Annotated in this window: 28 protein-coding genes and 1 tRNA gene; 10 read left to right on the top strand and 19 right to left on the bottom strand. The window is 66.0% G+C overall.

Annotated elements, in window-relative coordinates:
• Positions 1 to 142 precede the first annotated feature (142 nt).
• Positions 143 to 218 (bottom strand) — tRNA-Lys (locus SB4_RS11955).
• A 20-nt stretch (positions 219 to 238) separates the two neighbouring features.
• Positions 239 to 715 (bottom strand): 2-amino-4-hydroxy-6-hydroxymethyldihydropteridine diphosphokinase, encoded by a 477-nt coding sequence (folK, locus tag SB4_RS11950; protein ID WP_058752749.1) that lies wholly within the window; start codon positions 713 to 715, stop codon positions 239 to 241.
• Positions 716 to 737: 22 nt separating this feature from the next.
• Here folK and SB4_RS11945 point away from each other — a divergent pair, with 22 nt between their 5' ends.
• On the top strand, positions 738 to 1,409 hold the full coding sequence (locus SB4_RS11945; protein ID WP_153006197.1) for a uracil-DNA glycosylase: 672 nt from the start codon (positions 738 to 740) through the stop codon (positions 1,407 to 1,409).
• 131 nt (positions 1,410 to 1,540) lie between these two features.
• Here the strand turns inward: SB4_RS11945 and aguB are convergent, their stop codons facing one another.
• The 4 genes from aguB to SB4_RS11925 form a co-directional block, all read right to left on the bottom strand.
• Positions 1,541 to 2,389, bottom strand: coding sequence for an N-carbamoylputrescine amidase (aguB, locus tag SB4_RS11940; RefSeq protein WP_058731913.1), 849 nt, complete (start codon positions 2,387 to 2,389; stop codon positions 1,541 to 1,543).
• 113 nt (positions 2,390 to 2,502) lie between these two features.
• Positions 2,503 to 2,976, bottom strand: coding sequence for a hypothetical protein (locus SB4_RS11935; RefSeq protein WP_058752747.1), 474 nt, complete (start codon positions 2,974 to 2,976; stop codon positions 2,503 to 2,505).
• 132 nt (positions 2,977 to 3,108) lie between these two features.
• Complete coding sequence (locus SB4_RS11930; protein ID WP_058752746.1) at positions 3,109 to 4,098, bottom strand: agmatine deiminase family protein; 990 nt, start codon at positions 4,096 to 4,098, stop codon at positions 3,109 to 3,111.
• A gap of 11 nt (positions 4,099 to 4,109) precedes the next feature.
• On the bottom strand, positions 4,110 to 5,741 hold the full coding sequence (locus SB4_RS11925) for a M28 family metallopeptidase (RefSeq protein WP_058752745.1): 1,632 nt from the start codon (positions 5,739 to 5,741) through the stop codon (positions 4,110 to 4,112).
• A 253-nt stretch (positions 5,742 to 5,994) separates the two neighbouring features.
• On the opposite strand from SB4_RS11925, the gene SB4_RS11920 reads away from it, so the two are divergent.
• A complete protein-coding gene (locus SB4_RS11920) occupies positions 5,995 to 6,375 on the top strand; it encodes a lysozyme inhibitor LprI family protein (protein WP_058731917.1) in 381 nt (126 codons plus the stop codon).
• Between the two features lie 39 nt (positions 6,376 to 6,414).
• On the opposite strand, the gene SB4_RS11915 is transcribed toward SB4_RS11920, so the two are convergent.
• From SB4_RS11915 to rpsD, 3 genes are all read right to left on the bottom strand, one after another.
• Positions 6,415 to 6,777, bottom strand: coding sequence for a hypothetical protein (locus SB4_RS11915; RefSeq protein WP_193753808.1), 363 nt, complete (start codon positions 6,775 to 6,777; stop codon positions 6,415 to 6,417).
• Between the two features lie 39 nt (positions 6,778 to 6,816).
• A protein-coding gene (locus SB4_RS11910) for an IS630 family transposase (RefSeq protein ID WP_153003188.1) occupies positions 6,817 to 7,763 on the bottom strand; the annotation gives its coding sequence in 2 pieces (ribosomal slippage) (positions 6,817 to 7,427 and positions 7,427 to 7,763; 948 coding nt in all).
• 223 nt (positions 7,764 to 7,986) lie between these two features.
• Positions 7,987 to 8,601: a 30S ribosomal protein S4 gene (rpsD, locus tag SB4_RS11905; protein ID WP_042490485.1), complete on the bottom strand. Its 615-nt coding sequence runs from the start codon at positions 8,599 to 8,601 to the stop codon at positions 7,987 to 7,989.
• 214 nt (positions 8,602 to 8,815) lie between these two features.
• Here rpsD and SB4_RS11900 point away from each other — a divergent pair, with 214 nt between their 5' ends.
• Complete coding sequence (locus tag SB4_RS11900; RefSeq protein WP_058752743.1) at positions 8,816 to 9,124, top strand: chorismate mutase; 309 nt, start codon at positions 8,816 to 8,818, stop codon at positions 9,122 to 9,124.
• 4 nt (positions 9,125 to 9,128) lie between these two features.
• On the opposite strand, the gene SB4_RS11895 is transcribed toward SB4_RS11900, so the two are convergent.
• The 6 genes from SB4_RS11895 to rpiB form a co-directional block, all read right to left on the bottom strand.
• Complete coding sequence (locus tag SB4_RS11895) at positions 9,129 to 9,866, bottom strand: RNA methyltransferase (RefSeq protein WP_058716719.1); 738 nt, start codon at positions 9,864 to 9,866, stop codon at positions 9,129 to 9,131.
• A 90-nt stretch (positions 9,867 to 9,956) separates the two neighbouring features.
• A complete protein-coding gene (locus tag SB4_RS11890) occupies positions 9,957 to 10,640 on the bottom strand; it encodes a class I SAM-dependent methyltransferase (RefSeq protein WP_206598007.1) in 684 nt (227 codons plus the stop codon).
• A 145-nt stretch (positions 10,641 to 10,785) separates the two neighbouring features.
• Positions 10,786 to 11,253 (bottom strand): transcriptional regulator NrdR, encoded by a 468-nt coding sequence (nrdR, locus tag SB4_RS11885; protein ID WP_058716666.1) that lies wholly within the window; start codon positions 11,251 to 11,253, stop codon positions 10,786 to 10,788.
• On the bottom strand, positions 11,254 to 11,445 hold the full coding sequence (locus SB4_RS11880; protein ID WP_058731921.1) for a hypothetical protein: 192 nt from the start codon (positions 11,443 to 11,445) through the stop codon (positions 11,254 to 11,256).
• Positions 11,446 to 11,451: 6 nt separating this feature from the next.
• Positions 11,452 to 12,747 (bottom strand): serine hydroxymethyltransferase, encoded by a 1,296-nt coding sequence (gene glyA, locus SB4_RS11875; protein ID WP_058731922.1) that lies wholly within the window; start codon positions 12,745 to 12,747, stop codon positions 11,452 to 11,454.
• Between the two features lie 19 nt (positions 12,748 to 12,766).
• Positions 12,767 to 13,210, bottom strand: coding sequence for a ribose 5-phosphate isomerase B (gene rpiB, locus SB4_RS11870; protein WP_058752741.1), 444 nt, complete (start codon positions 13,208 to 13,210; stop codon positions 12,767 to 12,769).
• Between the two features lie 118 nt (positions 13,211 to 13,328).
• Between rpiB and SB4_RS11865 the strand changes: the two genes are divergently transcribed.
• Together SB4_RS11865 and SB4_RS11860 are read left to right on the top strand one after the other, a co-directional pair.
• Positions 13,329 to 13,775 (top strand): hypothetical protein, encoded by a 447-nt coding sequence (locus SB4_RS11865; protein ID WP_058752740.1) that lies wholly within the window; start codon positions 13,329 to 13,331, stop codon positions 13,773 to 13,775.
• A gap of 44 nt (positions 13,776 to 13,819) precedes the next feature.
• Complete coding sequence (locus SB4_RS11860) at positions 13,820 to 14,368, top strand: Uma2 family endonuclease (RefSeq protein WP_058752739.1); 549 nt, start codon at positions 13,820 to 13,822, stop codon at positions 14,366 to 14,368.
• 175 nt (positions 14,369 to 14,543) lie between these two features.
• Here the strand turns inward: SB4_RS11860 and hemA are convergent, their stop codons facing one another.
• Positions 14,544 to 15,785, bottom strand: a complete 1,242-nt coding sequence (hemA, locus tag SB4_RS11855) for a 5-aminolevulinate synthase (RefSeq protein ID WP_058752738.1) — start codon at positions 15,783 to 15,785, stop codon at positions 14,544 to 14,546.
• A 135-nt stretch (positions 15,786 to 15,920) separates the two neighbouring features.
• Positions 15,921 to 16,718, bottom strand: coding sequence for a glutamate racemase (gene murI / locus SB4_RS11850; protein WP_058752737.1), 798 nt, complete (start codon positions 16,716 to 16,718; stop codon positions 15,921 to 15,923).
• A 102-nt stretch (positions 16,719 to 16,820) separates the two neighbouring features.
• On the opposite strand from murI, the gene plsY reads away from it, so the two are divergent.
• The 5 genes from plsY to topA are packed head-to-tail and all read left to right on the top strand — an operon-like array spanning position 16,821 to position 22,372.
• Positions 16,821 to 17,426 (top strand): glycerol-3-phosphate 1-O-acyltransferase PlsY, encoded by a 606-nt coding sequence (gene plsY, locus SB4_RS11845; protein WP_058752736.1) that lies wholly within the window; start codon positions 16,821 to 16,823, stop codon positions 17,424 to 17,426.
• Positions 17,419 to 18,498 (top strand): DNA-processing protein DprA, encoded by a 1,080-nt coding sequence (gene dprA / locus SB4_RS11840; protein WP_058752735.1) that lies wholly within the window; start codon positions 17,419 to 17,421, stop codon positions 18,496 to 18,498. The genes plsY and dprA overlap by 8 nt, the downstream gene beginning before the upstream one ends.
• The gene (locus tag SB4_RS11835; protein ID WP_058752734.1) at positions 18,495 to 19,037 is read left to right on the top strand and encodes a GNAT family N-acetyltransferase; all 543 of its coding nucleotides are present in this window, start codon (positions 18,495 to 18,497) and stop codon (positions 19,035 to 19,037) included. Before dprA ends, SB4_RS11835 begins: the two co-directional genes overlap by 4 nt.
• The gene (locus tag SB4_RS11830) at positions 19,027 to 19,746 is read left to right on the top strand and encodes a hypothetical protein (RefSeq protein WP_058752733.1); all 720 of its coding nucleotides are present in this window, start codon (positions 19,027 to 19,029) and stop codon (positions 19,744 to 19,746) included. Before SB4_RS11835 ends, SB4_RS11830 begins: the two co-directional genes overlap by 11 nt.
• A 19-nt stretch (positions 19,747 to 19,765) precedes the next feature.
• Positions 19,766 to 22,372, top strand: coding sequence for a type I DNA topoisomerase (topA, locus tag SB4_RS11825; protein WP_058752732.1), 2,607 nt, complete (start codon positions 19,766 to 19,768; stop codon positions 22,370 to 22,372).
• Between the two features lie 49 nt (positions 22,373 to 22,421).
• Here topA and SB4_RS11820 read toward each other — a convergent pair whose 3' ends face one another.
• Both SB4_RS11820 and SB4_RS11815 read right to left on the bottom strand, forming a co-directional pair.
• Positions 22,422 to 22,727, bottom strand: a complete 306-nt coding sequence (locus tag SB4_RS11820) for a hypothetical protein (protein WP_058716678.1) — start codon at positions 22,725 to 22,727, stop codon at positions 22,422 to 22,424.
• Positions 22,728 to 22,804: 77 nt separating this feature from the next.
• On the bottom strand, positions 22,805 to 23,023 hold a 219-nt coding region (locus SB4_RS11815; RefSeq protein ID WP_193753807.1), incomplete at its 5' end, for a pantoate--beta-alanine ligase.

Here is a 23,023-nt window from a genome sequence, read left to right as displayed (position 1 = left end):
TTGAATTTCAGTACCCCCAGCTGTGCCCCCACGGGGCATTACATACGGGGCACGAGGTGACACACCTCGCGACACCTTAGCACCTGATTTTCTGTGGATCAGCAAAAGCGTGAGACACGCTGCGACGCCCTGAAAACCCCCGTGGTGGGTCCGCCGGGACTCGAACCCGGGACCTCTCGATTAAAAGTCGCTTGCTCTACCAACTGAGCTACGGACCCTCCATCGGGGTGGATGGGACCTAGGGGCGCGGACGCCTCTGGTCAACACCATGTCGCATTTGCCGGACCGTTCGGCCATCACGCGGATCGCGCCAGTCCGGAACGATCGCGGCCAGCGGGTGCAGCACGAAGCTCCGGGCGGCATAGGCAATGTGCGGCACGACCAGCTCGGGCGAGCGCCACCGCCCCCCCGACCACAGGATAATGTCCAGGTCGATCACCCGCGCGCCCCAACGCTGTCCGCGCCGTCGCCCGAAATCCTGCTCGATCGCCTTCAGGTGACGGAGCATCGCCGGGGGGGCAAGCGGACTGTCGACCAAGGCTGCGGCATTGGCAAAGGCCCGGATCGACGGCCCCACCGGCGCGGTCGTGATGATCGGCGACACGCGCCGGATACCGCCGATCGCGGCCAGCGCGGCACGAATCTCGTCCTGCGGCGAGCCGTGACGTCCCGGACGGTTGGAACCCAGCGCGATGGCATAGCTTGTCGTCGTCATGTCACCCGACTACCCGAGCGCGATGCCCGACGCATCCTTTCCCGCTATCCCTGCGCCCCTCGCCCCGATCCAGCCGCCGCGCGACTGCCCGCTCTGTCCACGCTTGGCCGAAGTCCGCCAGGCCGTCGCCGCCGAATATCCCGGCTGGTGGAACGCGCCCGTGCCGCCGTTCGGCGATGCAAATGCCTGGCTCGCCATTGTCGGCCTGGCGCCGGGCAAGCATGGCGCGCACCGGACCGGCCGGCCCTTTACCGGCGATGGCGCGGGGCCGCTTCTCTACGGCACGCTCGCCAAATTCGGGCTGGCCGAGGGCGAGTTCGCGGCCAAGGTCGATGACGGCGTGACGCTGACCGGCGCGGTGATCCTGAACGCGGTCAAATGCCTGCCACCGGAAAACAAGCCGACGCCCGACGAAATCCGCACCTGCCGCCCCTTCCTGACCCAGGAGCTGGCGGCGCTGCCCCGGCTGTCGGTCGTGATCGCGCTGGGCCAGATCGCGCACCAGTCGGCGGTCAAGACGCTGGGCGGCAAGCTCCCCAAGACCCGATTCGCGCATCTCGCCGAACATCGGATGCCGAGCGGAATGGTCGTGCTCGATAGCTATCACTGCTCGCGCTACAACCAGAATACCGGCCGCCTGACGCCCGAAATGTTCGAGGCGGTCTTCGCGCGGGCCTTGGAGTTGAGAGAGTAACCTTGTTCCTCCCCTGCAAGGGGAGGTGGCAGGCCGCCAGGCCTGACGGAGGGGTGTCACCCTCTCGACAGCGGGAAACCCCTCCGACGCGCTACGCGCGCCACCTCCCCTTCCAGGGGAGGAATTTAGGTTCAGATATCCTGAACCAGCCGTCCGTACAGCTCGGGCCGGCGGTCGCGGAAGAAGCCGAAGGCGGCGCGGTGGCGCTTCACGCGGTCGATGTCGAGGGTGGCGACGATCACGCCTTCTTCCTCGCGGCCCAGTTCGGCCAGGATGTCGCCGCGCTCGTCGCAGATGAAGCTGGTGCCGTAGAAGGTCTGGCCATGCTCGTTGCCGATACGGTTCGCCGCGACGATCGGCACGACGTTGGACACGGCATGGCCGACCATCGCGCGCCGCCACAGCCGGGCGGTGTCGAGGCTGTCGTCATGCGGCTCGCTGCCGATCGCGGTGGGATAGAACAGGATTTCCGCGCCCATCAGCATCATCGCACGCGCCGTCTCGGGATACCATTGGTCCCAGCAGATGCCGACGCCCAGCTTGGTCGCCGGGCCGTCCCACACCTTGAACCCGGTATTGCCGGGGCGGAAATAGAATTTCTCCTCATAGCCCGGACCGTCCGGGATATGGCTCTTGCGATAGACGCCCGCCACCTTGCCGTCGGGATTGATCATCGCCAGCGAGTTATAATGGTGCGGCCCGTCCGCCTCGAAGAAGCTGGTCGGGATATGGACCTTCAGCTCGGCCGCCAGCGCCTGCATCGCCAGCACCGCCTTGTGCTCGCCCGTCGGCTTGGCGTTGGAGAACAGTCCTTCATCCTCGACGCGGCAGAAATACTCGCCCTCGAAGAGTTCGGGCGGCAGGATCACCTGCGCACCCTGAGCGGCCGCCTCACGGACAAGGCGCGTAACCTCGGCGATGTTGCGGTCGATATCGGCGGTGAAGGCCAGTTGCAGCGCGGCGACGGTGATCTGGGTCATGGCCACGCCCTTTAATGGCTCGACGACCGGGCGTCACCCCGCTTCCGCGCGCCGGACGTCGGGAAAAGATCCGGGCATGGCGTTGCGGTCGCGCCGGGCGAAGCGCCCCGCGGTCAAGATGCCTGCCGGACTACGGCGAGGCGTTCCGTCGCGTCGATACCCGGATTGAGCAGGATGCGGCGCAGCACCACCGGGTAGAAGTTCTTCATCTTCTGGTCGCACAGCGCCATCAGCCGCTCGTTGAGCTGGCGCGTCACCACGACATATTCGCTCCACCGTTCCTCAATGGCGCGCGCGGTCCAAGTGCCGACATGCCGGGAATAGGCCAGTCGCAACTCGCGGGTTTCGGTCACGATCGCCTCGCATCCAGGAATGCTCGCCATCAGCCGTCGCTCGCGCAACGGCGTCAGCAGCAGCTCGTCCTCGGTCTTCAGATGCTTGACGATGATTTGCGCGATCCGCATGCGCACCGCACCCAGCATGGGCTCGGCATCGGCATAGCGCATGTCGAACAGCGCCATGAGATCGCCGATGGCCCGTGCGATGTCGTCATATTGGCTGCGGAGCAGATTGATCGTGGCTTGCAAGGCATGATTCCGATCCCGGACAGGGGATCGCGAGGACTTAGTCGGCTGACAGTTTACGGATAGTGAAGGGCCTGCCCCCGACGGGCTGAAGCCCGCGTCTCCTTGTCGGACACGCGGGCTCGAAACCCGTGATCAGGTGATCGCCGGAATCTGCTGCGAGATGCAGTGGAAGCTGCCGCCGCCGGTCAGGATGGCGTCGGCGCGCAGGCCGATGACCTCGCGGTCGGGGAAGATCGCCTGGATCGCCGCGACGCCCGCCGCGTCGTTCTCGCTGCCATAGAGCGGCACGACGACGGCGGCATTGCCGATGTAGAAGTTCATATAGCTGGCGGGCACGATCTCTTCGTCGCGCAGCACGCGGCCCGGCGACGGGATCAGCACGACCTCCAGCCCGGCGGCAATGGCGTCGCGCTTGGCGGCCATATAGACCTGCCAATTGGGGTCGTTCTCGGCCGCTTCGGGCAGGGCGATGCGGTTCGGGCCGACGAAGCGCGCCAGATTGTCGACATGGCCGTCGGTATGATCGTTGAGCAGCCCGTCGCCCAGCCACACGATCCGGGTCAGCCCCAGGTCATCGGCCAGCCGCTCGGCGATCGCCTCCTCGCTCAGGCCCGGATTGCGGTTGGGGTTGAGCAGGCACTGGCGCGTCGTCACGACCAGACCGGTGCCGTCGCCGTCGATCGCGCCGCCCTCCAACACCCAGCCGCAGGCGGTGGCGACGAGCCCACGCTCCTCGGCCAGCCGCGCGCCGACCGTGTCGTCGCCGGGCAGGTCGTATTTGCCGCCCCAGCCGTTGAACTCGAACAAACGCGCGGTGCCGTCGCCGGTCACGATCGGACCGGTATCGCGCAGCCAGATGTCGCCGAACGGCTGGACGATCACCTCGGCGGCGTCACCGGCCATGCGGCGTGCGGCCTCGGCCGCCTCGCCATCCGCGGCGACCAGGATCACCCGCTCGCCCCGGCCATCCGCATGGACGGCGCGGGCAAAGGCCAGCACCTCCTCGCGCGCGGGCTCCAGATCGTCTTCCCACAGCTCGCCATGGCTGGGGAAACCGATCCACACGGCCTCATGCCGAGCCCATTCAGGGGGGGGAGGCGTCGTCGCGTTTGGCGTCGTCACATGTAACGTCGTCACTGGGCGTTCTTCCTGCTTTGATCGCGGATGCCGCGAAATTCGGCGGTGGGATACCAGTTGGGCCACAGGCCCGGCCGGTCGGCCAGCGTCCTGCCCAATTGATAATAGACCGTCAAATCCTCGACCGCACCCGACCAATCCCAGCGGGGATCATATTGGTCGGCGGGCTTGTGATAACGGTGCGCGACATAGTCCTCCGCCGCCGCCTTGCCGGCCGCGGTGCCGCCGACCACCTTGTCCTGTCCCGATCCGCCGTCGAGCATCGGTACGCCCAGCTTGGCGAAGGAGAAATGGTCGGAGCGGTAATAGCTGCCCCGCTCCGGATTGGGCTCGGCGCTGATCGTCCGGCCCTGCGCGGCGACGATTTTCTTCGCCAGGTCCTCGATCTCCGACTTGCCCTGCCCGACCAGCACGAAGTCCCTGGACCGGCCCGTCACATTCAGTCCGTCCATGTTCACTCCGCCGACGGTCCGCGCCAGCGGGAAGACCGGATGCTGCGCATAATAGGACGAGCCGAGAAGACCGCTTTCCTCCGCCGTCACCGCCAGAAAGGCGATGGAGCGCTTGGCCGGACCCGCCTTGGCCTGGGCCTCCGCCAGCGCGACCAGCCCGGCCACTCCGCTGGCATTGTCGAGCGCGCCGTTGCAGATATCGTCGCCGTCCACCGCGTCGCACCGACCCAGATGGTCCCAATGCGCCGAATAGAGGACGTAATCGCCCGGCTCGGTAGTGCCGGGCAGGACGCCGATGACGTTCTTCGACGCCTGTCGCCGGATCGTGTTGCTGAAGCCGCCCGAAAGGGTCAGGCCAAGGGGCACCGCCTTGAACCCCTTTTGCTGCGCCGCCTTGGTCAGGGTGGCGAGGTCGCGGCCTGCCGCCTTCAGGATGCGCTCGGCGACCGGTTGCTGCAGCCAGCCGATCACCTGGCTCTGGTCCAGATGGTCGCCCGCCTCGTCCAGTTCGAGCTGCGGCCCGGTCCAGGATGATTGGACCACCGCCCAGGGATAGGCGGCGGGTTCGGTCTGGTGCACGATCAGCGCAGCGGCCGCGCCGTGCTTGGCGGCATTCTCGAACTTATAGGGCCAGCGGCCGTACCAAGTCATCGCCCGCCCCTCGAACGGTCCTTCACGGCCCATGGTCTGCCAGTCGGCGTCGTTGATCAGGATGACCACTGTCTTGCCGCGCACATCGACCCCGGCATAATCGTCCCAACCCTTTTCGGGTGCGGTGATGCCGTATCCGACGAACACCAGCTCGCTGTCCTTCACATCGATGCGCGGCGTCACGCGATAGGTGCCGACCACCATGTCGGTGCGATAGGCGAGCGAAATGGGTGCCCCCTTTCCTTTGACGGTAAAGGGCTGGACGTCGTTGGCGGTAATCTCGACCATCGGCACGTCCTGGGTCCAGCTACCCTTGTTGCCGGGTTTCAGGCCCGCCTTCTGGAAGCGGTCGATGATATAGGCGACCGTCTTGTCCTCGGCCGGGGTGGTCGGCGCGCGGCCTTCAAAGGCATCGGAACTGAGCGTCTGCGTCACGGTCTTCAACGTGTCGACCGAGATGGCGGGCCTGTCCTGCGCCATCGCGGTGCCAGAGAGGAGGAGGGACAATAGGACCAGACGGCGCATGATGATTTCCCCTGATGTTTGCGACTGTTGTGCCCGGCAGGGTGGCTGGGGGCAAGCTTGCCGACAGGGGTGCTGTGCGTCAGGGCGACGCGTTGCAGGCGCTGCCACCGCTGGCTGTGCCGATCCCGCTTCCCATCAGCAGCAAAGCCGGAAATTCGCCGCCATGCCGGACTGATCCTGCAACCGTCGCCACGACAAATGGTTGTGCGACTTTGGCGGTCGATGAGACGTTCACGCCGCACAAAAGGAGGGCATGATGAAGTGGATTGTCGCTGTGACCGCCGTGATGGGTGTCGGTGCAGGTGCTCCCGCCGTCGCGCAGGAATCGCCGAACCTATCCCCGGCCTATGTCAACTGTATGGACCGCGCCGGAAGCAACACCGTGCAGAGCGGCGTCTGTACCCAGCGCGAAGCGGCCGTCCAGGACGATCGCCTGAACAAGGCCTATCAGCAGGTCATGCGGCAACTGGCGTCACGTCCGGCGGCCAAGACCGCCCTGCGCGACCAGCAGCGCCGCTGGATACGGGAACGGGATTACAGCTGTAAGATCAATGGCGATACGATCGATACCAGCTGCATCGTGACCAAGACGGCGCTGCGTGCGGATCAACTGGAGCGACAGGTCCGCTTCTGATCGCGGTCCTGCCGCTGCACGACCCCAGGCGTTTGCCTGTCAATCGCCTGGGGAATACACCGCCTCGAACTTGCCGTCCTTCAGGGCGCCGATGACCCAGGTCGTGGGTTTGCCATTGGTGAAGGTTACGGTGTATTTCTCGTATCGCTGGCCATCGGCGTCCTCGGCCTTGTCGAAGGCCATCGACCGGACCGGACCGGCGGCCTTCAGCGCAGGGCCCATTTGCGGCAGTTGCTGGCGACAGGCATCGAGCAGCCCCGCGCCCATCAGATTTTCGGGACAGGTGCCGCCCGCCACGGCGGTGAACATGGCGCGAAGTTGATCCGCATAGCGTCCCTGTTCACCCGTCTGGCCGGTCGCGGCGGTCGCGGCGGTCGCGGCGGTCGCGGCGGTCGCCAGCACCAACGCCCCGATGGCGACAAAACCTAGAGCGGTTTTCGATCAGTCTGCATCATATCCGCAGGCTGCAAAGTAGTTGGCGCATTCCTGTGGTGAGTAGAGGTCGAGGATGCGCCCGATGGCGTTCCATAGGCCATGGATGGTCCGTTCTGCGGCTTTGCGCAGGTGCGCCTTCAGCTTGGAGAATGCCTGCTCGATTGGGTTGAAGTCCGGGCTGTACGGCGGGAGGAACAGGAGCGTTGCGCCGACACTCTCGATGGCGGCGCGCACGGCAGGCGTCTTGTGGCTCGACAGGTTGTCCATGATGACGACGTCGCCGCAGTCCAGTTCGGGTACGAGGACACGCGTTACATAGGTGAGGAACGCGTCGGCGTTCATCGGCCCGTCGAGCACCCAGGGTGCAACCATGCCGGTGCGGCGCAGACCGGCCGTGAAGGTGGTGGTCTTCCAGTGGCCAAAGGGAATGCCGGCACGCAATCGCTGGCCGCGTCGACATCGTCCATGACGGCGGGCCATGTTGGTGGACGCCCATGTCTCGTCGATGAAGACCAGCCTGTCGGGATCGAGGTCGAGCTGGCCCTCAAACCATTCCTCGCGGCGCTTCAGGACGTCGGGGCGGTCCTGCTCGCTCGCGTGGCCGGTCTTTTTTTGCGCGTAATCCCATGCCGGGCAAAGAAGCGCCATAGCGTGGCAATGCTCGTGGTCACGCCGCGCGCAGCCAGCATCTCCCGCAATTCCGCCAGGGTCGGATCAGGCTGCTGCTCGATCGCATCCAGGATAAAGGCTGCATGGTCCTCGATCTTCGCCGTACGGCGGTCGCCGCCTCGGACCTTGCCTGCTGGCGTGCCGTGAACAAGCACCAGTTGCCGCCAGCGGATCGCGCTTGCTGCGCTGACGCCGAACCGGTCGGCCGCCTGTCGACATGATAGTCCACCTTCAACAGCCGCAACGACGCGGTCCCGCAGATCACGTGATAAAGCTCGACCCATTCGCGCCAGCCTCCTTTGCCAGCACGGATCGTGAATCAGAAAACGGCCGCCATGTGAATCCCCGATGATTCAATTCGGCTGAAAACCGCTCTAAGCGCATCATACCCCTCCCCTTTTCACGGGCATGAGTATGAGCGGCCCCATGCCATCCGGCAAGCGAGCCCATAACGAAAAAAGGCGGCCCCGAAGGACCGCCCTTTCGTATTCGGTAGAGACCCGAAACTTAGCGCGAATAGAATTCGACGACCAGGTTCGGTTCCATCTTCACCGGATAGGGCACCTCGTCCAGGGTCGGGATGCGGGTCAGCGCGACCTTGGTGTTGCCGTCGGCGGTGACGTAATCGGGCACTTCACGCTCGGCGAGCTGCTGTGCTTCCATGACCAGCGCCATTTCGGTCGCCTTCGAGCCCAGCGAGATCTCGTCGCCGACGAAGCAGCGACGCGACGCGATGTTGCACTTCACGCCGTTGACGCGGATGTGGCCGTGGCTGACCAGCTGGCGCGCAGCGAAGATCGTCGGCGCGAACTTGGCGCGGTACACGATCATGTCCAGACGCTGCTCGAGCAGGCCGATCAGGTTCTGCGAGGTATCGCCCTTCATGCGGGCGGCTTCCTGGTAGCAGGCCTTGAACTGCTTCTCGGTCACGTCGCCATAATAGCCCTTCAGCTTCTGCTTGGCGCGCAGCTGCAGACCGAAGTCCGACATCTTGCCCTTGCGACGCTGGCCGTGCTGGCCGGGGCCGTATTCACGCTTGTTGACCGGGCTCTTGGGGCGACCCCAGATGTTCTCGCCCATACGGCGATCGAGCTTGTACTTCGCGCTCTGACGCTTCGACATGTGTATTCCTTAGCAACTACGAACAACGTTGGTCCCGGTATCGCACCATGCCAGTCTTTATGGGACAAGCGCAGGCCCACCGCTTCACCGGGATGCGGGGGCAATTGCGAAGCGGCGCGCCTAGACGAGGGAGGGTCGCGAGTCAAGTAAGGCGGCGGCGCAACACGAAGAGCGGACTGGACAGCGCCCGCCCCGCCCGGCAGAGCCCTTGCCCATGACCCAGATACTCGCCGGACCCGATTGCACGACCATGGCGGAGGTTCGCGCCGGGGTGGACCAGCTCGACCGCGAACTGGTGGCGCTGCTCGCGCGCCGCTTCGCCTATATGGACGCCGCCGCGCGGATCAAACCGACTCGCGACCGCGTGCGCGACGAGGACCGCAAGACCCAGGTGATCGATCAGGCGCGCGCCGAAGCGGTGCGGCTGGGCCTGCCCGAGACGGTCATCGCCGAAATCTGGGAGACACTGGTCGAAGGGTCGATCGCATACGAACTGGCGGTCTTCGACCGGACGCGGGGATAAGGCCTTATCGCTGACGCGGCCGCGCCAGGCTCGACAGGACACCGCGCAGGGTCCGCACCTCCTGGCTCGACCAGCCGGGCTTGGTCAGCAGGGTGCGCAGGGTGCGCTTGCTCGCAGGCGTCCGATCGGGCGGAAAGAAGAAGCCCGCATTCTCCAGCATCTCCTCCAACTGGCCGATCATGCCGTCCAGCTCGAATTGCGGCGCGACCTCGGGCAGTTCGACTTCGGGCGGCTGAGCCAGCGCGATGCCCTTCGACCATTCATAGGCGATCAGGATCACCGCCTGCGCGAGATTGAGGCTACCGAATTCCGGGTTGATCGGCACGGTCACGATCTTGCGCGCGATGGCGACGTCATCGGTTTCGAGGCCGGAGCGCTCCGGCCCGAACAGGAACGCCGCGCGGCCCACCGTATCGGCATGGATTTCCCGCGCCGCTTCTTCCGGCGTCACCACCGGCTTGGTTACGCCTCGCTTGCGCACCGTGGTGGCGTAGACCTGGGCACAGTCGGCCACCGCCTCGGCCACGCTCTCATAGACCTTGGCCCGTTCCAGCACGATATCCGCGCCGGACGCGGCAGGGCCCGCCTGCGGATTGGGCCAGCCGTCGCGCGGCGTGACGAGGCGCATCTCGACCAGCCCGAAATTGAGCATGGCGCGCGCGGCCTTGCCGATATTCTCGCCGAGTTGCGGGCGAACCAGGACGATGACGGGCGGTTGGGACTGCGATGGCAACTGGGACACTTTGCTTTTCCGGGCGCGGCGGCCGGTTGCGCCGCCTTCTGTCCGCGATATCGCGGCTTCCATCGGGCGCGTCCAGTGCGATCCGGCCAGCTATCGAATCGCGATCAGGGATTTGACCAGGCCGAACACCCGCTCCTTGACGATCGTCGCGTCCGGGAAGAGCGCCCGCATTTGCGGAGCGGTGAGGAGATTGACCGATTCGATGCTGACCATCGCCTCTTCAAAGCTCTGCGCCCTGGGTCGATGCCCTCGCTTGCCTTTCATCAGCATCCTCGCCCGAACACCTTGCGGCAGCAGCTGAAAATACACGCTGCGAAAATGGGGCTCGATCGGAAACCAGAAATCGGGCGTCTGGACGAAATAGCGAGGCGCCACGCGGCGTATTTCGCCCGCCATGGCCATCATCGCCTGCCACCCGCCCACATGTTCGATCACGCTGTTGGAATGGACGATATCGAATGCGTTATCGCCATATTCCAGGGCACAGGCGTCGCCAGCGACGATGCGGAAGGGGCCATCCTGCTCTGGCACGGCATCCAGGTTGAGCAGGGTGATCTCCAAAGGAATATGGCCCCAATGGTCCTGCAAGCCTTCCCAATAGGCCCTGGTTCCCCCGACATCCAATACACGGACCGCCCCTTTCGACTCGATGCTCTCCAGCATCTTCACGAAAGTAGAAAATCGCTTGATTCGGAACCGGTTGGTGTCGACGTTCGGCCTGTGAGGCGCAGCAGGATCTGTCAAACCGGCCAGATTACGCGATTTTGCAGGCATTGATCATATCCCCAGATAACGGGGGGATATGATGGTGCCGGGCAGATTTGGCATCCTCCATATGAGGTATGTTTGCGGGCGAGGGACCGTTTCGGGGGCCGTTCGCAAGAGACTTTACCGGTCGAGGTGCCATTTCAGGAGAAGATTACTCTCCCTTGGGCGCGACCTCTTCCACCGTTCCGGCAAAGGCCTCGAAATCCTTGGCCTCGCCGAACTCGCGATACACGCTGGCGAAGCGGATATAGGCGACCGAATCGAGGCCCTTCAGCCCCTCCATCACCATCTCGCCGATCCGCTTGGAAGACACCTCGCCCTCGCCGCTCGTCTCCAGCTGGCGCTGGATGCCGGACACCAGCTTTTCCACGCGTACCGGATCGATGGGTCGCTTGCGCGTGGCGATGGCGATGGAGCGCAGCAGCTTTTCGCGGTCGAACGGCTCGCGCCGGTCTTCGCTCTTCAGCACGAACAGCTCACGCAACTGGATGCGCTCGAACGTCGTGAAGCGCGCGCCGCAGCCCTCGCACTGGCGGCGGCGGCGGATCGCCGCCCCATCTTCGGTGGGGCGGCTGTCCTTTACCTGACTGTCTTCATGGCCGCAAAAGGGGCAGCGCATTCAGATCTTCTTCTTATCGCGTTTCCAATAGGCGTAGGTGGCGCCGGCCACCGCACCCAGCGGCATCGTGAAGGGCAGCGGAATGGCGATCACCGCGCCAAGAGCCGCCCACTTGGCCATCGACTTGCCCAGGCCCGGCGTGTTCTTCACCGTTTCCGGCACCGCGTTGATCTTGTCTTCAAAGCTGCTCATTCAGACTTATCCCTGATAGATCGGAAAGCGTGCGCAAAGCTCACGCACACGGGCACGAACGTTCGCCTCGACTTCGGGGTCCCCATGTTCGCCCTTGGCCTTCAGACCATCGAGCACATCGGCGACCATATGGCCGATCTGCTCGAACTCCGCGACGCCAAAGCCGCGAGTGGTCCCGGCGGGCGAGCCGACACGGATGCCGCTGGTCTTCATCGGGGGCAGCGGATCGTTGGGGATGCCGTTCTTGTTGCAGGTGATGCCCGCCCGCTCCAGCGCCTCATCGGCATCCTTGCCGGTGATGCCCAGCGGGGTCAGGTCGACCAGCGCCAGATGCGTGTCGGTGCCGCCCGCGACCAGGTTCGCCCCGCGCGCCTTTAGCGTCGCGGCCAGCGTGCGGGCATTCTCGACGACCGCCGCGATATAGGTCTTGAATTCGGGCTGCAGCGCCTCGCCGAACGCGACCGCCTTGGCGGCGATGACGTGCATCAGCGGGCCGCCCTGAAGGCCGGGGAAGACCGCCGAGTTGATCTTCTTCGCGATCGCTTCGTCATTGGTCATGATCATGCCGCCACGGGGCCCACGCAGCGTTTTGTGCGTGGTGGTGGTCACGACATGCGCATGGCCGAACGGGGTCGGGTGCAGGCCACCCGCGACGATGCCCGCGAAATGCGCCATGTCGACCATGAAGTACGCGCCGACCTCGTCCGCAATGGCGCGGAACTTGGCGAAGTCGATGACGCGCGGATAGGCCGAGCCGCCCGCGATGATGATCTTGGGCTGGCTCTCGCGCGCGATGCGGGCCACCTCGTCATAGTCGATCAGGTGCGTCTCGGGGTCGACGCCGTACTGGACCGCGTTGAACCACTTGCCCGACAGCGCCGCCTTCGCGCCATGGGTCAGGTGACCACCGGCGTCGAGCGACAGGCCCATGATCGTGTCGCCGGGCTTGGCCAGCGCCAGCATCACCGCACCGTTCGCCTGCGCGCCCGAATGCGGCTGGACGTTGACGAAGTCGCAGCCGAAAATCTGCTTGGCGCGGTCGATCGCCAGCTGCTCGACCTCGTCCGACGGCGCGCAGCCCTGATAATAGCGCTTGCCCGGATAGCCCTCGGCATATTTGTTCGTGAAGACCGACCCTTGTGCCTCCATCACCGCCTTGGAGACGATGTTCTCGGAGGCGATCAGCTCGATCTGCGTCTGCTCGCGTTCCAGCTCGTGCGCGACACCGGCGAAGACGGCGGGATCGGCATCGGCCAGGGTGCGGGTGAAGAAACCGGCGGGCTGGACGTCATTAATGCTCATGGGGCGGTATCCTTGGCGTTCAATTCTGGGCGGGGGCCGTGGACAGCATGTCGACACGGCGCTGATGACGTCCGCCCTCGAACGGGGTGGACAGGAATGTGTCGAGGCAGGCCTTGGCCATTTCCTCGCCGATGACACGCGCGCCCATGGCGATGGCGTTGGCGTCGTTATGCTGGCGGGCAAGCGCGGCCGAGAGCGGCTCGGACACCAGCGCGCAGCGGCAGGCGGGGTTGCGGTTGGCCGCGATCGAGATGCCGATGCCCGAGCCGCACAACGCCACGCCGCGTTCGGCCCGGCCATCGGCCAGCGCCTCGCCGATCGCGCGGCCGAAATCGGGATAGTCGACGCTCGCCGTGCCGTCGGTGCCCAGGTCCAGCACCTCATGCCCCTGTTCGCGCAGCCAGTCCGCCAGCACGGTCTTCAACGAGACGGCGGCATGATCGGATGCGATCGCGATGCGCATGGGACGGGCGCTCCTGACAGGGTCGAATGGAATGCCCGCGCCTTTACGCGCGCGCAGGGCGAATGGCTACCCCTTCGCGTAACGGAACGTGCACCAGGGTTGAGGGGTTTTGCGCGCCATGAAGCGCATCATGATCCTCGCCGCCCTCTCCGCCCTGACCGCCTGCTCGCGCGAGACGCCCGAGGAGGTGAAGAATGCCGCCGCCGCGACGAACACGCCCACCGCAGCCGCCACGGCAGGCCCGGCGGGGGACGGCGCGACCTTTACCGGCCTGCCCAAGCAAAAGGCCCCCGATTATGTCGGCCGCTATGTCGGGGTGGAGGGCATGTACCTGACCATCAAGCACGCCGCGACGCCGGGCCGTTACCGCATGGAGATGCAGTGGGACCTCGACAACAAGGGCGAGTTCCGGGGCGAGCAGGTCGGCGACAGGATCGTGTTCGAGCGAAACGGCGTCCGCGAAACGCTGCGCCCGACCAATGGCGATGCCACGGGGCTGAAGTATCTAGCGGGCAAGACCGACTGCCTGACGGTGAAGTCGGGCGAGGGCTATTGCAAGAAGTGAGGCGCGGCTAGGCTCGCTATCGTCGCCATGATAGGATCGCGACCGTGAACCAACTGGCCCGCCTTTCCCCGGATAATCGAGCGCGCTTCACCAGCGCCGAGTTCCTGCGCATGGTCGAGAGCGGCGCGTTCGAGGGCATGAAGGTCGAACTCATCGCCGGGGAGCTGGAACGGATGAACCCGCCCATGGGGTGCCATGCTGCCGCGCAGGCCAATGTCGTGTTCCATCTCGCTCAGGCCTTGGGCGTCGCGCTTGTCTTGGGTGAAACCGGTCTTGTTATCGACGACTCGACGGTCGTCGCCTGTGATGCCGCACTACTGCGCCAGCCGATCGCCGAGAACCGCTTCCTGACGCCAGACGATGTTCTGATGGTGGTCGAGATCGCCCAGACGACGCAAAGCCGCGACATGGGGGTCAAGCGGATGCTCTACGCCCAGGCGAACATCCCGACCTATTGGGTAATCGACGGGGTGCGCCGCGTCGTCCACGTCTATGCCGATCCGGTGGAGGGCGACTATAGCAGCGTCCACACGGTGCGGTTTGGCGCACCATTGGCTGTGCCGGGAAGCAACGCCGCGATCTCGCTCGACTAAGCGCGCCGCCCCCAATGTACATTCACACCACCCCGGCGAAGGCCGGGGTCCAGTTACCATATGGCTGATAGCATCGTTTCGCGCGCCTCCAGCTTCGCCGCACCTGGGCCCCGGCCTTCGCCGGGGTAGAAGCAAGGTAAGACGCGAGTCGGAAAGCGAAACAGTGGTGGCCCCCTTACGCTGCCATCTTCAACTCGAGCCGCTCCCAGATCTCGACCAGCGCCGATACCAGTTCGGCCATCATCGCCTCGTCATGCGCGGGGCCGGGGGTGAAGCGCAGGCGCTCGGTGCCGCGCGGGACGGTCGGATAATTGATCGGCTGGACGTATACACCATATTCGGCGAGCAGGATATCGCTGATCTTCTTGGCCTTGACCGGATCGCCGACCATCACGGGCACGATATGCGTCTCGCCCAGCATGACGGGCAGGTTCGCCTCGGTCATCATCGCCTTCAGCTTGGCGGCGGCGGCCTGCTGGCCTTCGCGCTCGACCGAGCTCTGCTTCAGGTGGCGCACGCTCGCCAGCACGCCCGCGACCAACACCGGCGACAGCGAGGTCGTGAAGATGAACCCCGGCGCATAGGAGCGGATCACGTCAACGATCATCCGATCGGCCGCGATATAGCCACCCATCACGCCGAACGCCTTGCCCAGCGTGCCCTCGATCACCGTCAACCGGTGCGCCACGCCGTCGCGCTCCGAGATGCCGCCGCCCCGCGCGCCGTACATGCCGACCGCATGCACCTCGTCGAGATAGGTCAGCGCGTTATACTTGTCCGCCAGGTCGCAGATCGCCGCGATCGGGGCGACATCGCCCTCCATCGAATAGACGCTCTCGAACGCGATCAGCTTCGGGACGCCCGGATCGGCCGCCGCCAGCAGCTCTTCCAGATGCGCCAGGTCGTTGTGGCGGAAGACCTGCTTCTCGCAGCCCGAATTGCGGATGCCCGCGATCATCGAGGCGTGGTTGAGTTCATCGGAAAAGATCACGCAGCCCGGCAGGATTTTGGCCAAGGTCGCCAGCGTCGCCTCGTTGGAGACATAGCCGCTGGTGAAGAGCAGCGCCGCTTCCTTGCCGTGCAGGTCGGCGAGTTCGCCCTCCAGATCGACATGATAATGGGTGTTGCCGCCAATGTTACGCGTGCCGCCCGAGCCAGCGCCGACGTCGTGGAGCGCTTCCTCCATCGCGGCGATGACCTTCGGATGCTGCCCCATCGCCAGATAGTCGTTGGAGCACCAGACGGTGATCGGCTTGGGTCCGTTATGCCCGGCAAAGCACCGCGCATTGGGAAACATGCCCTTGTTGCGCAGGATGTCGATGAAGACGCGGTAACGTCCCTCGGCGTGCAGGCGGTCGATCGCCTGGGTGAAGACGCGGGAATAATCCACGCGCGCGTCCGTGCCCTCGATGCTCATGGAACGGGAATGTAGGACGATCCGGTAAAGGAATCGAGGGGAGATCGGTGGTTACTGTGATCGATCATGGTGGACATATTGTCCCAAGGATCGAAGAGTTCCGTATCCCTTGCGCCCAGGCCGAGCGCCGAGAGGCTAAAGCGCCTCGATCCGCGTGAAGCCGCGCGCCGCCAGTCCCGGCCGAAGCGCCTCTTCGCGATCGCCGAGTCGCGTGAATACCGCCACCCCCTCGGCCACCGAGTCGGGCCAGTCCTGGCCTTGTGTCAGAAACGCGATCCGCCGCGCGATGCCCGGCCCGCCATCGACGAAGCGCACCGCATGGGGCGCCGCCGCCGCCAGTTCCGCCTCGACCAGCGGAAAATGGGTGCAGGCGTTGACGACGACATCGATCGATTCGCCCCCCTCCTGCCCGAACAGCCCGTCCAGCACCGCCGCAAACGCCGCAGGGGACAGCGACTCGCCGCGCAGCTTCGCCTCGGCCAGTTCCACCAGCTCGGCCGAGCCGTGCCGGATCACCCGGCAATCGCCCGCAAAGCGCGCCGCCAGATCGTCGACATAAGCCTGGCGCACCGTCGCGCGGGTGCCGAGCACGCCGATCGCACGAGTCTTGCTCATCACCGCCGCCGGTTTGATCGCGGGCACCGTCCCCACGACAGGCAGGTCGAGCGCCGCGCGCACGGCGGGCAATGCGATGGTCGAGGCCGTGTTGCACGCGATCACGATCAGGCGCGGCCGATACCGCTCCGCCAGCCGCCCGAGCAGCGCGGGCACCCGGCCCGCAATCTCCGCCTCGGTTTTCTCGCCATAAGGAAAGCCCGCACTGTCCGCGACATAGACGAAGGGCGCGGTCGGCAGGGCGGCGCGTGCAGGCCCCGCGATCGACAGTCCGCCGACGCCGGAATCGAAGAACAGGATGGGACGCGCATCGCTCATCCCCGCCCCTTAAACGCCCCGCAGCACCGAAACCAGAGCGACCCGCATTGGACAGGCCATACGCGATGTTCTATGTATGTGCCGGAGCACAGGGGAAGACTATTGCCGACCGAAATCATCTGGGGGCCGCCCACCTGGGCCTTGCTGATCGGCTATCTGCTGGGGTCGATTCCCTTCGGCATCATCCTGACGCGCGCGGCGGGCGCGGGCGATCTGCGCAGCATCGGGTCGGGCAATATCGGCGCGACCAATGTGCTGCGCACCGGCCGCAAGGGCCTGGCCGCAGCGACGCTGATCCTCGACATGCTGAAGGGTGTCGCCGCCGTCTTGCTGGTCCGGCACTGGCTGCCCGGTGAGGAAGTGCTGGCAGCGGCTGCCGCATTCGTCGGGCACTGCTATCCGATCTGGCTGAAGTTCCGCGGGGGCAAGGGTGTCGCGACGCTGATGGGTGTCGTCACCGCGCTCTACTGGCCGCTGGGCGTCGTCTATGCGGTCGTCTGGCTGGGCCTGCTCGCCACTCTGCGCATCTCGGCGGTGGCGGGAATGACGGCGGCGGTCAGCGCCCCGCTGGCGGCGGCGGTGATGGGCCGGTTCGACCTGGTCCTGCTGCTGATCGCGCTGGCGCTGATCGTCATCTGGAAGCACGGCTCGAATATCGAGCGGCTGCTGGCCGGGACCGAACCCCGTATCGGCAAGAAGCGTGACTGACGCCCGGTTCGCGCAGCTTCGGCTGTTGCGGACGCACGGCATCGGACCCGTTACGTGGCGGCAGTTGATGGCGCGTTTCGGCGAGGCGCAGGCCGCGCTCGACGCCCTGCCCCATCTCGCCCGGCGCGGCGGCGGCGAGGCCCCCAAGGCCGCCGAGCCGGCCGTCATCGCGCGCGAGATCGAGGCGGTCGCGCGGCTTGGCGCGCGTCATGTCCTGCTGGGTGAGGCCGATTATCCCGTGCTGCTGGCAGAACTCGACACCGCCCCGCCTGCGCTGATCATCCGCGGCGACATCGGGCTGGCGCAGCGCGGCGGCGTGGCGCTGGTCGGGGCGCGCAACGCCTCGGCCGCGTCATGCCGTTTCGCGCGCGGGCTGGCGCAGGACCTCGCGGCGCAGCACGTGCCTGTCACCTCGGGCCTGGCGCGCGGCATCGATACGGCGGCGCATATCGGCGCGCTGGAGGGCGGCACGATCGGCGTCATCGCCAGCGGCATCGACATCGCCTTCCCGCCCGAAAACGCCCGCTTGCAGGAGGAGGTCGCGACACGCGGCCTGCTGATCGCCGAACAGCCGCCGGGCACCCAGCCGCTGGCGCGCCACTTCCCCTCGCGCAACCGGATCATCGCAGGGCTGGCGCAAGGGACCGTCGTGGTCGAGGCCGCGCCGCGCTCCGGCTCGCTGATCACCGCGCGGCTGGCGGGCGAGGCGGGGCGCGAGGTGATGGCGGTCCCCGGTCACCCCGCCGATCCGCGCGCGCAGGGGTGCAACATGCTGATCCGCGAGGGCGCGACGCTGATCCAGTCGGCCGCCGATATCCTCGAACAGATTCGCCCCATCGATGCCCGCATGGTCCGCGCGCCCGAAAGTCCCTACACGCCACCGCCACCGCAAGAGGCGAGCGATGCCGATCGCACGCGCGTGACCGACCTGCTCGGCCCGGTGGCGGTGAGCGTCGACGAACTGATCCGCCAGAGCGGCCGCCCTCCCGCCATCGTCCAGACGATCCTGCTGGAACTGGAACTGGCCGGACGGCTGGAACGCCATGCGGGCGGGCGGGTGGCGCTGACATGATCCAGACCGAACGCCTGACCCTGCGCCCCTACACGGTCGCGGATTACGACGCCTATGCCGCGATGGTCGCCGATCCGGTGGTGGTTCGCCATGCCGGGGCGCCGATGACCGGCGAGGAGGCGTGGATGCGGCTGTTGCGCTTCATCGGCCATTGGTCGGTGTTCGGCCACGGGCTGTTCGCCGTTCTGGATCGGACGACCGGCCAGTATCTCGGCGAGACCGGGTTCATGGATTTCCGCCGCGAGGTCGCGACCAGGCTGGACACCATGCCGGAGGCCGCCTGGGTCTTTACCCGCGCCGCGCAAGGCAAGGGCTATGCCCATGAGGCCGCCGCCGCCGCGCATCGCTGGATGGACGAACATCATGCGCCGCCCGCGACCCAGTGCATGATCTCACCCGGCAATCGCGAATCCATCCGGCTGGCGGAAAAGCTGGGTTATCGCCCGCATGATCGGCCACACTATCGCGATCAGGACGTGCTTCGTTATCTCCGCCTCACGGAGAACAGGGCCGAAAGACCGGGACGCCATGAAGACTGACGACCTCGCCCCCCGCCGCATCCTCGCCGACACCTTTGCCTTCGTGCAAGCGCAGCCGGGCTTCATCGCCGCGATGATTGCGATCGACGCGGTGCCGCAGATCGCGATGGAATATGCCCCCGGCGACTGGACGCGGCTGAGCAGCCTGTTGGGACTGGTGACGCTGTATCTCCAGTTGCTGGTCACCTTTCGCGCGCTGTCGCACGCCGGGCTGACCCATCCCGACCAGCCCGAGGACCGTCCCACCGATGGACGGTATCCGGGCGCGTTCCTGCTCGACCTGCTGATGTTCCTGGCCGTCGCGATCGGCCTGGCGCTGCTGATCGTGCCGGGCGTCCTGCTGCTCGCGCTCTGGAGCCTGGCGCTGCCTGCGCTGGCGGCCGAGCGGCTGCCGGTCGTGGCGGCCATGCGGCGAAGCTGGGCCCTGACACGACCCTATCTTGCGTCGTTCGTCGGCCTCGTCCTGCTCGCCGTGGCCCCCTTTCTGGCCGTGCTGGCCGTTGTTGCGATGGCGGCCCTGATCCCGAGCTTCGACAGCCCTACTAGCCTGGCGGTGGCCGACCTGCTCCTGTCGGTCTGGGCGATACTGACCCCCGCCTTCTGGGCCTGCGCCTATGCGGCGCGACGGCGGATGGGCGATGACATCGACCGCGACGGCACCGACTTGACGCCTCCCGACCTTCCCCTCCACTCTCGCACGTACGTGTGAGACTTCCTAGTTAGGCCCAATGCAACTCGTCATCGTCGAATCGCCCGCCAAGGCGAAAACCATCGAGAAATATCTGGGTTCGGACTACCGCGTCCTCGCCAGCTATGGTCACGTCCGCGACCTACCGCCCAAGGACGGCTCGGTCGATCCCGACCAGAATTTCGCGATGGAGTGGGAGAATTACGCGGACAAGGCACGCCAGCTGAAGGCGATCGCCGACGAGGCGAAGAAGGCCGACCGTCTGATCTTGGCCACCGACCCGGATCGCGAGGGCGAGGCGATTTCGTGGCATGTGCAGGAGGTTCTGAAGAACCGCAAGGCGCTGCCCGACAAGGTGGAGCGGGTGACGTTCAACGCGATCACCAAGCCCGCCATCCTGCACGCGATGCAGAATCCGCGGGAACTGGATACCGACCTGATCGACGCCTACCGGGCGCGCCGCGCGCTCGACTATCTGGTCGGCTTCACCCTGTCGCCGGTACTGTGGCGCAAGCTGCCCGGTGCGAAGTCGGCAGGCCGCGTCCAGTCGGTGGCGCTGCGCCTGATCGTCAGCCGCGAGCGCGAGATCGAAGCCTTCAAGCCCCAGGAATATTGGTCGGTGACGGCCGATATGGAGCAGGACGGCACCCCCTTCGTCGCGCGCCTGGTCCAGTGGGAGGGCAAGAAGCTCGATCGCCTGTCGATCGGCAATGAAGGCGACGCCAAGCGTGCCAAGGCCGATGTCGAGGCGGGCCGTTTCCAGGTTCAGTCGGTCGAGACCAAGCCTGCGACCCGCAACCCGCCGCCGCCCTTCACCACCTCGACCCTGCAGCAGGAGGCCGCGCGCAAGCTGGGCTTCTCGGCCGATCACACGATGCGGATCGCGCAGCAGCTCTATGAGGATGGCGCGATCACGTACATGCGTACCGATGGCGTCCAGATGGACGGCTCGGCCATCTCGGCGGCGCGGAAAGCCGTGGCCGAGCGCTATGACGCCTCCTACGTCCCCGACAAGCCGCGCATGTACCAGTCCAAGGCGAAGAACGCGCAGGAAGCGCACGAGGCGATTCGCCCGACCGATTTCTCGCGCGATCGTGCCGGTTCGGGCGATCATGGCCGTCTCTACGACCTGATCTGGAAGCGCGCATTGGCGAGCCAAATGGCCTCGGCGCGGATGGAGCGCACCACCATCGACATGGCAGACGGCACCGGTCGCCATGTCTTGCGCGCCACCGGCCAGGTCGTGCTCTTCCCCGGCTATCTGGCGCTCTATGAAGAAGGCCAGGACGACAGCCAGGACGAAGAGGCGCGCCGCCTCCCCCGCCTGCGCGAGGGCGATGCCCCCGCCAAGAAGGAGGTCAAGGCCGAACAGCACTTCACCCAGCCGCCGCCGCGCTTCTCCGAGGCGTCGCTGGTCAAGCGGATGGAGGAACTCGGCATCGGACGTCCATCGACCTATGCCTCGATCATCAAGACGCTGAAGGACCGTTCTTACGTCCGCGTCGAGAAGAACCGCTTCTTCGCCGAGGAGAGCGGGCGACTGGTGACGGCGTTCCTCGAGCGCTTCTTCGAGAAATATGTCGGCTACGACTATACCGCCGAGCTGGAGGAGGAGCTGGACGACGTGTCCGGCGGCCGCGCCCAGTGGCAGGCGGTGCTCGACGCCTTCTGGCGCGACTTCAAGCCGCGCACCTCGGAAGTGATGGAGCAGCAGCCCTCGGCGATCACCGCCGAACTGGACCAGTTCCTCGCGCCCTATCTCTTCCCCGAAAAGGCGGACGGGTCGGACCCGCGCCTCTGCCCCAATTGCGGCGAGGGCAAGCTGGCGCTGCGTGGCGGGCGGTTCGGCGCGTTCATCGCCTGCTCCAACTATCCCGAATGCAAATATACCCGCCGATTCGCGCAAGGCAGCGAAGGCGCTGGTGAAGATTCGGGCCCCGAAACGCTGGGCCAGGACCCCGAAACCGGCCTTCCGGTCGAGCGCAAGTCAGGGCGATTCGGCCCCTATATCCAGCTGGGCGAGGGCAAGGACGCCAAGCGCGCCTCCATCCCCAAGGATGTCGATCTCGACCTGGAATGGGCGCTCAAACTGCTCAGCCTGCCGCGCACCATCGGCAACCACCCGGAGACGGGCGAGCCGATCACCGCGTCGATCGGCCGCTATGGCCCCTATCTGGCGCATGCGGGCAAATATGCGCGGCTGACCTCGACCGCCGATGTGTTCGAAACGGGCATGAACGCCGCCGTGGTTAAGCTGGCCGAGGCGGCGGCGGGTGGCGGGCGCGCCGCGCGCGGCACCGCCTCGCGCGAACCGCTGAAGGTGCTGGGCAAGCATCCGCGTACCGAGGCGGAGATCAAGTTGATGGAAGGGCGCTACGGCCCTTACGTCACCGACGGCGAGACGAACGCGACCATTCCCAAGACGGTCGACAAGGATCAGCTGACGCTGGAAGAAGCGGCGCAGTTGATCGACGCGCGGGCGGCGGCCGCTCCGGCGCGCAAGAAGCCGGCGAAGAAGGCTGCGGCCAAGAAGGCGCCCGCCAAGACGGCAAAGGCAGCGGGGGACAAGAAGGCACCCGCGAAGAAACCGGCACCGAAGAAAGCGGCTGCCAAGAAGACGGCCGTGAAGGACACGAGCGAAGACTGATCCCGGCCTCCCCCGCCGGGGTTGGTCAGCGCGCGGTCATGAAGACGATTCAGGCCGCGCGCATATGCTGCATCGTACCGTGCAGGAAAGCCCGCGCCTGACGCTGTGCCTCGGCGATCTCTCGGGCGGTCATGTCGCTGGCCACTTCGGCCCGCGCGATCTGTGCAGGCAGGAAACCCGCGACCGCGGCCAGGTTGAACCATTTGTGCGCCTCGATCAGGTCCAGGCGCATCCCACCCGATCCGGTCGAATAGGCGACCCCCAGATCGTACATCGTCGCGCCGTCATCGGTCACCCGCTGATCGGCGAGGCGGCTTTCCATCAGGAAATGCGCGCTCTTGCTGCTGTTAGCCATGTCCTGCCCTCCTTACGGACCCCTGTTGTCCGCAAGGCTAGACATATGACCAGAACGGTCACAAATTGGTTAATCGATTAACCGTCCATGACAGCGATGTTATCGATCAGTCGGGTCGATCCCATCCGGGCGGCGGCCAGCAAGCGGCGGGGGCGGTCGGGGGCGGTGTCGCCGGAACCATGGGGCGTCAGCGTCTCGGCATCGGCCAGCTCGAGATAATCGACCTCGAACCCGGCCGCGGTCAGTGTGGCGCGCGCATCTGCCAGCACGCTGGCGACGTCCTCGCCGCGCCCAAA

The sequence above is a fragment of the Sphingomonas sanguinis genome (assembly GCF_001476905.1).
Taxonomy (GTDB): Bacteria; Pseudomonadota; Alphaproteobacteria; order Sphingomonadales; family Sphingomonadaceae; genus Sphingomonas; species Sphingomonas sanguinis_B.
Note: the sequence above shows the minus strand (reverse complement) of the source record. Positions and strands in the feature narration are given on the sequence as shown.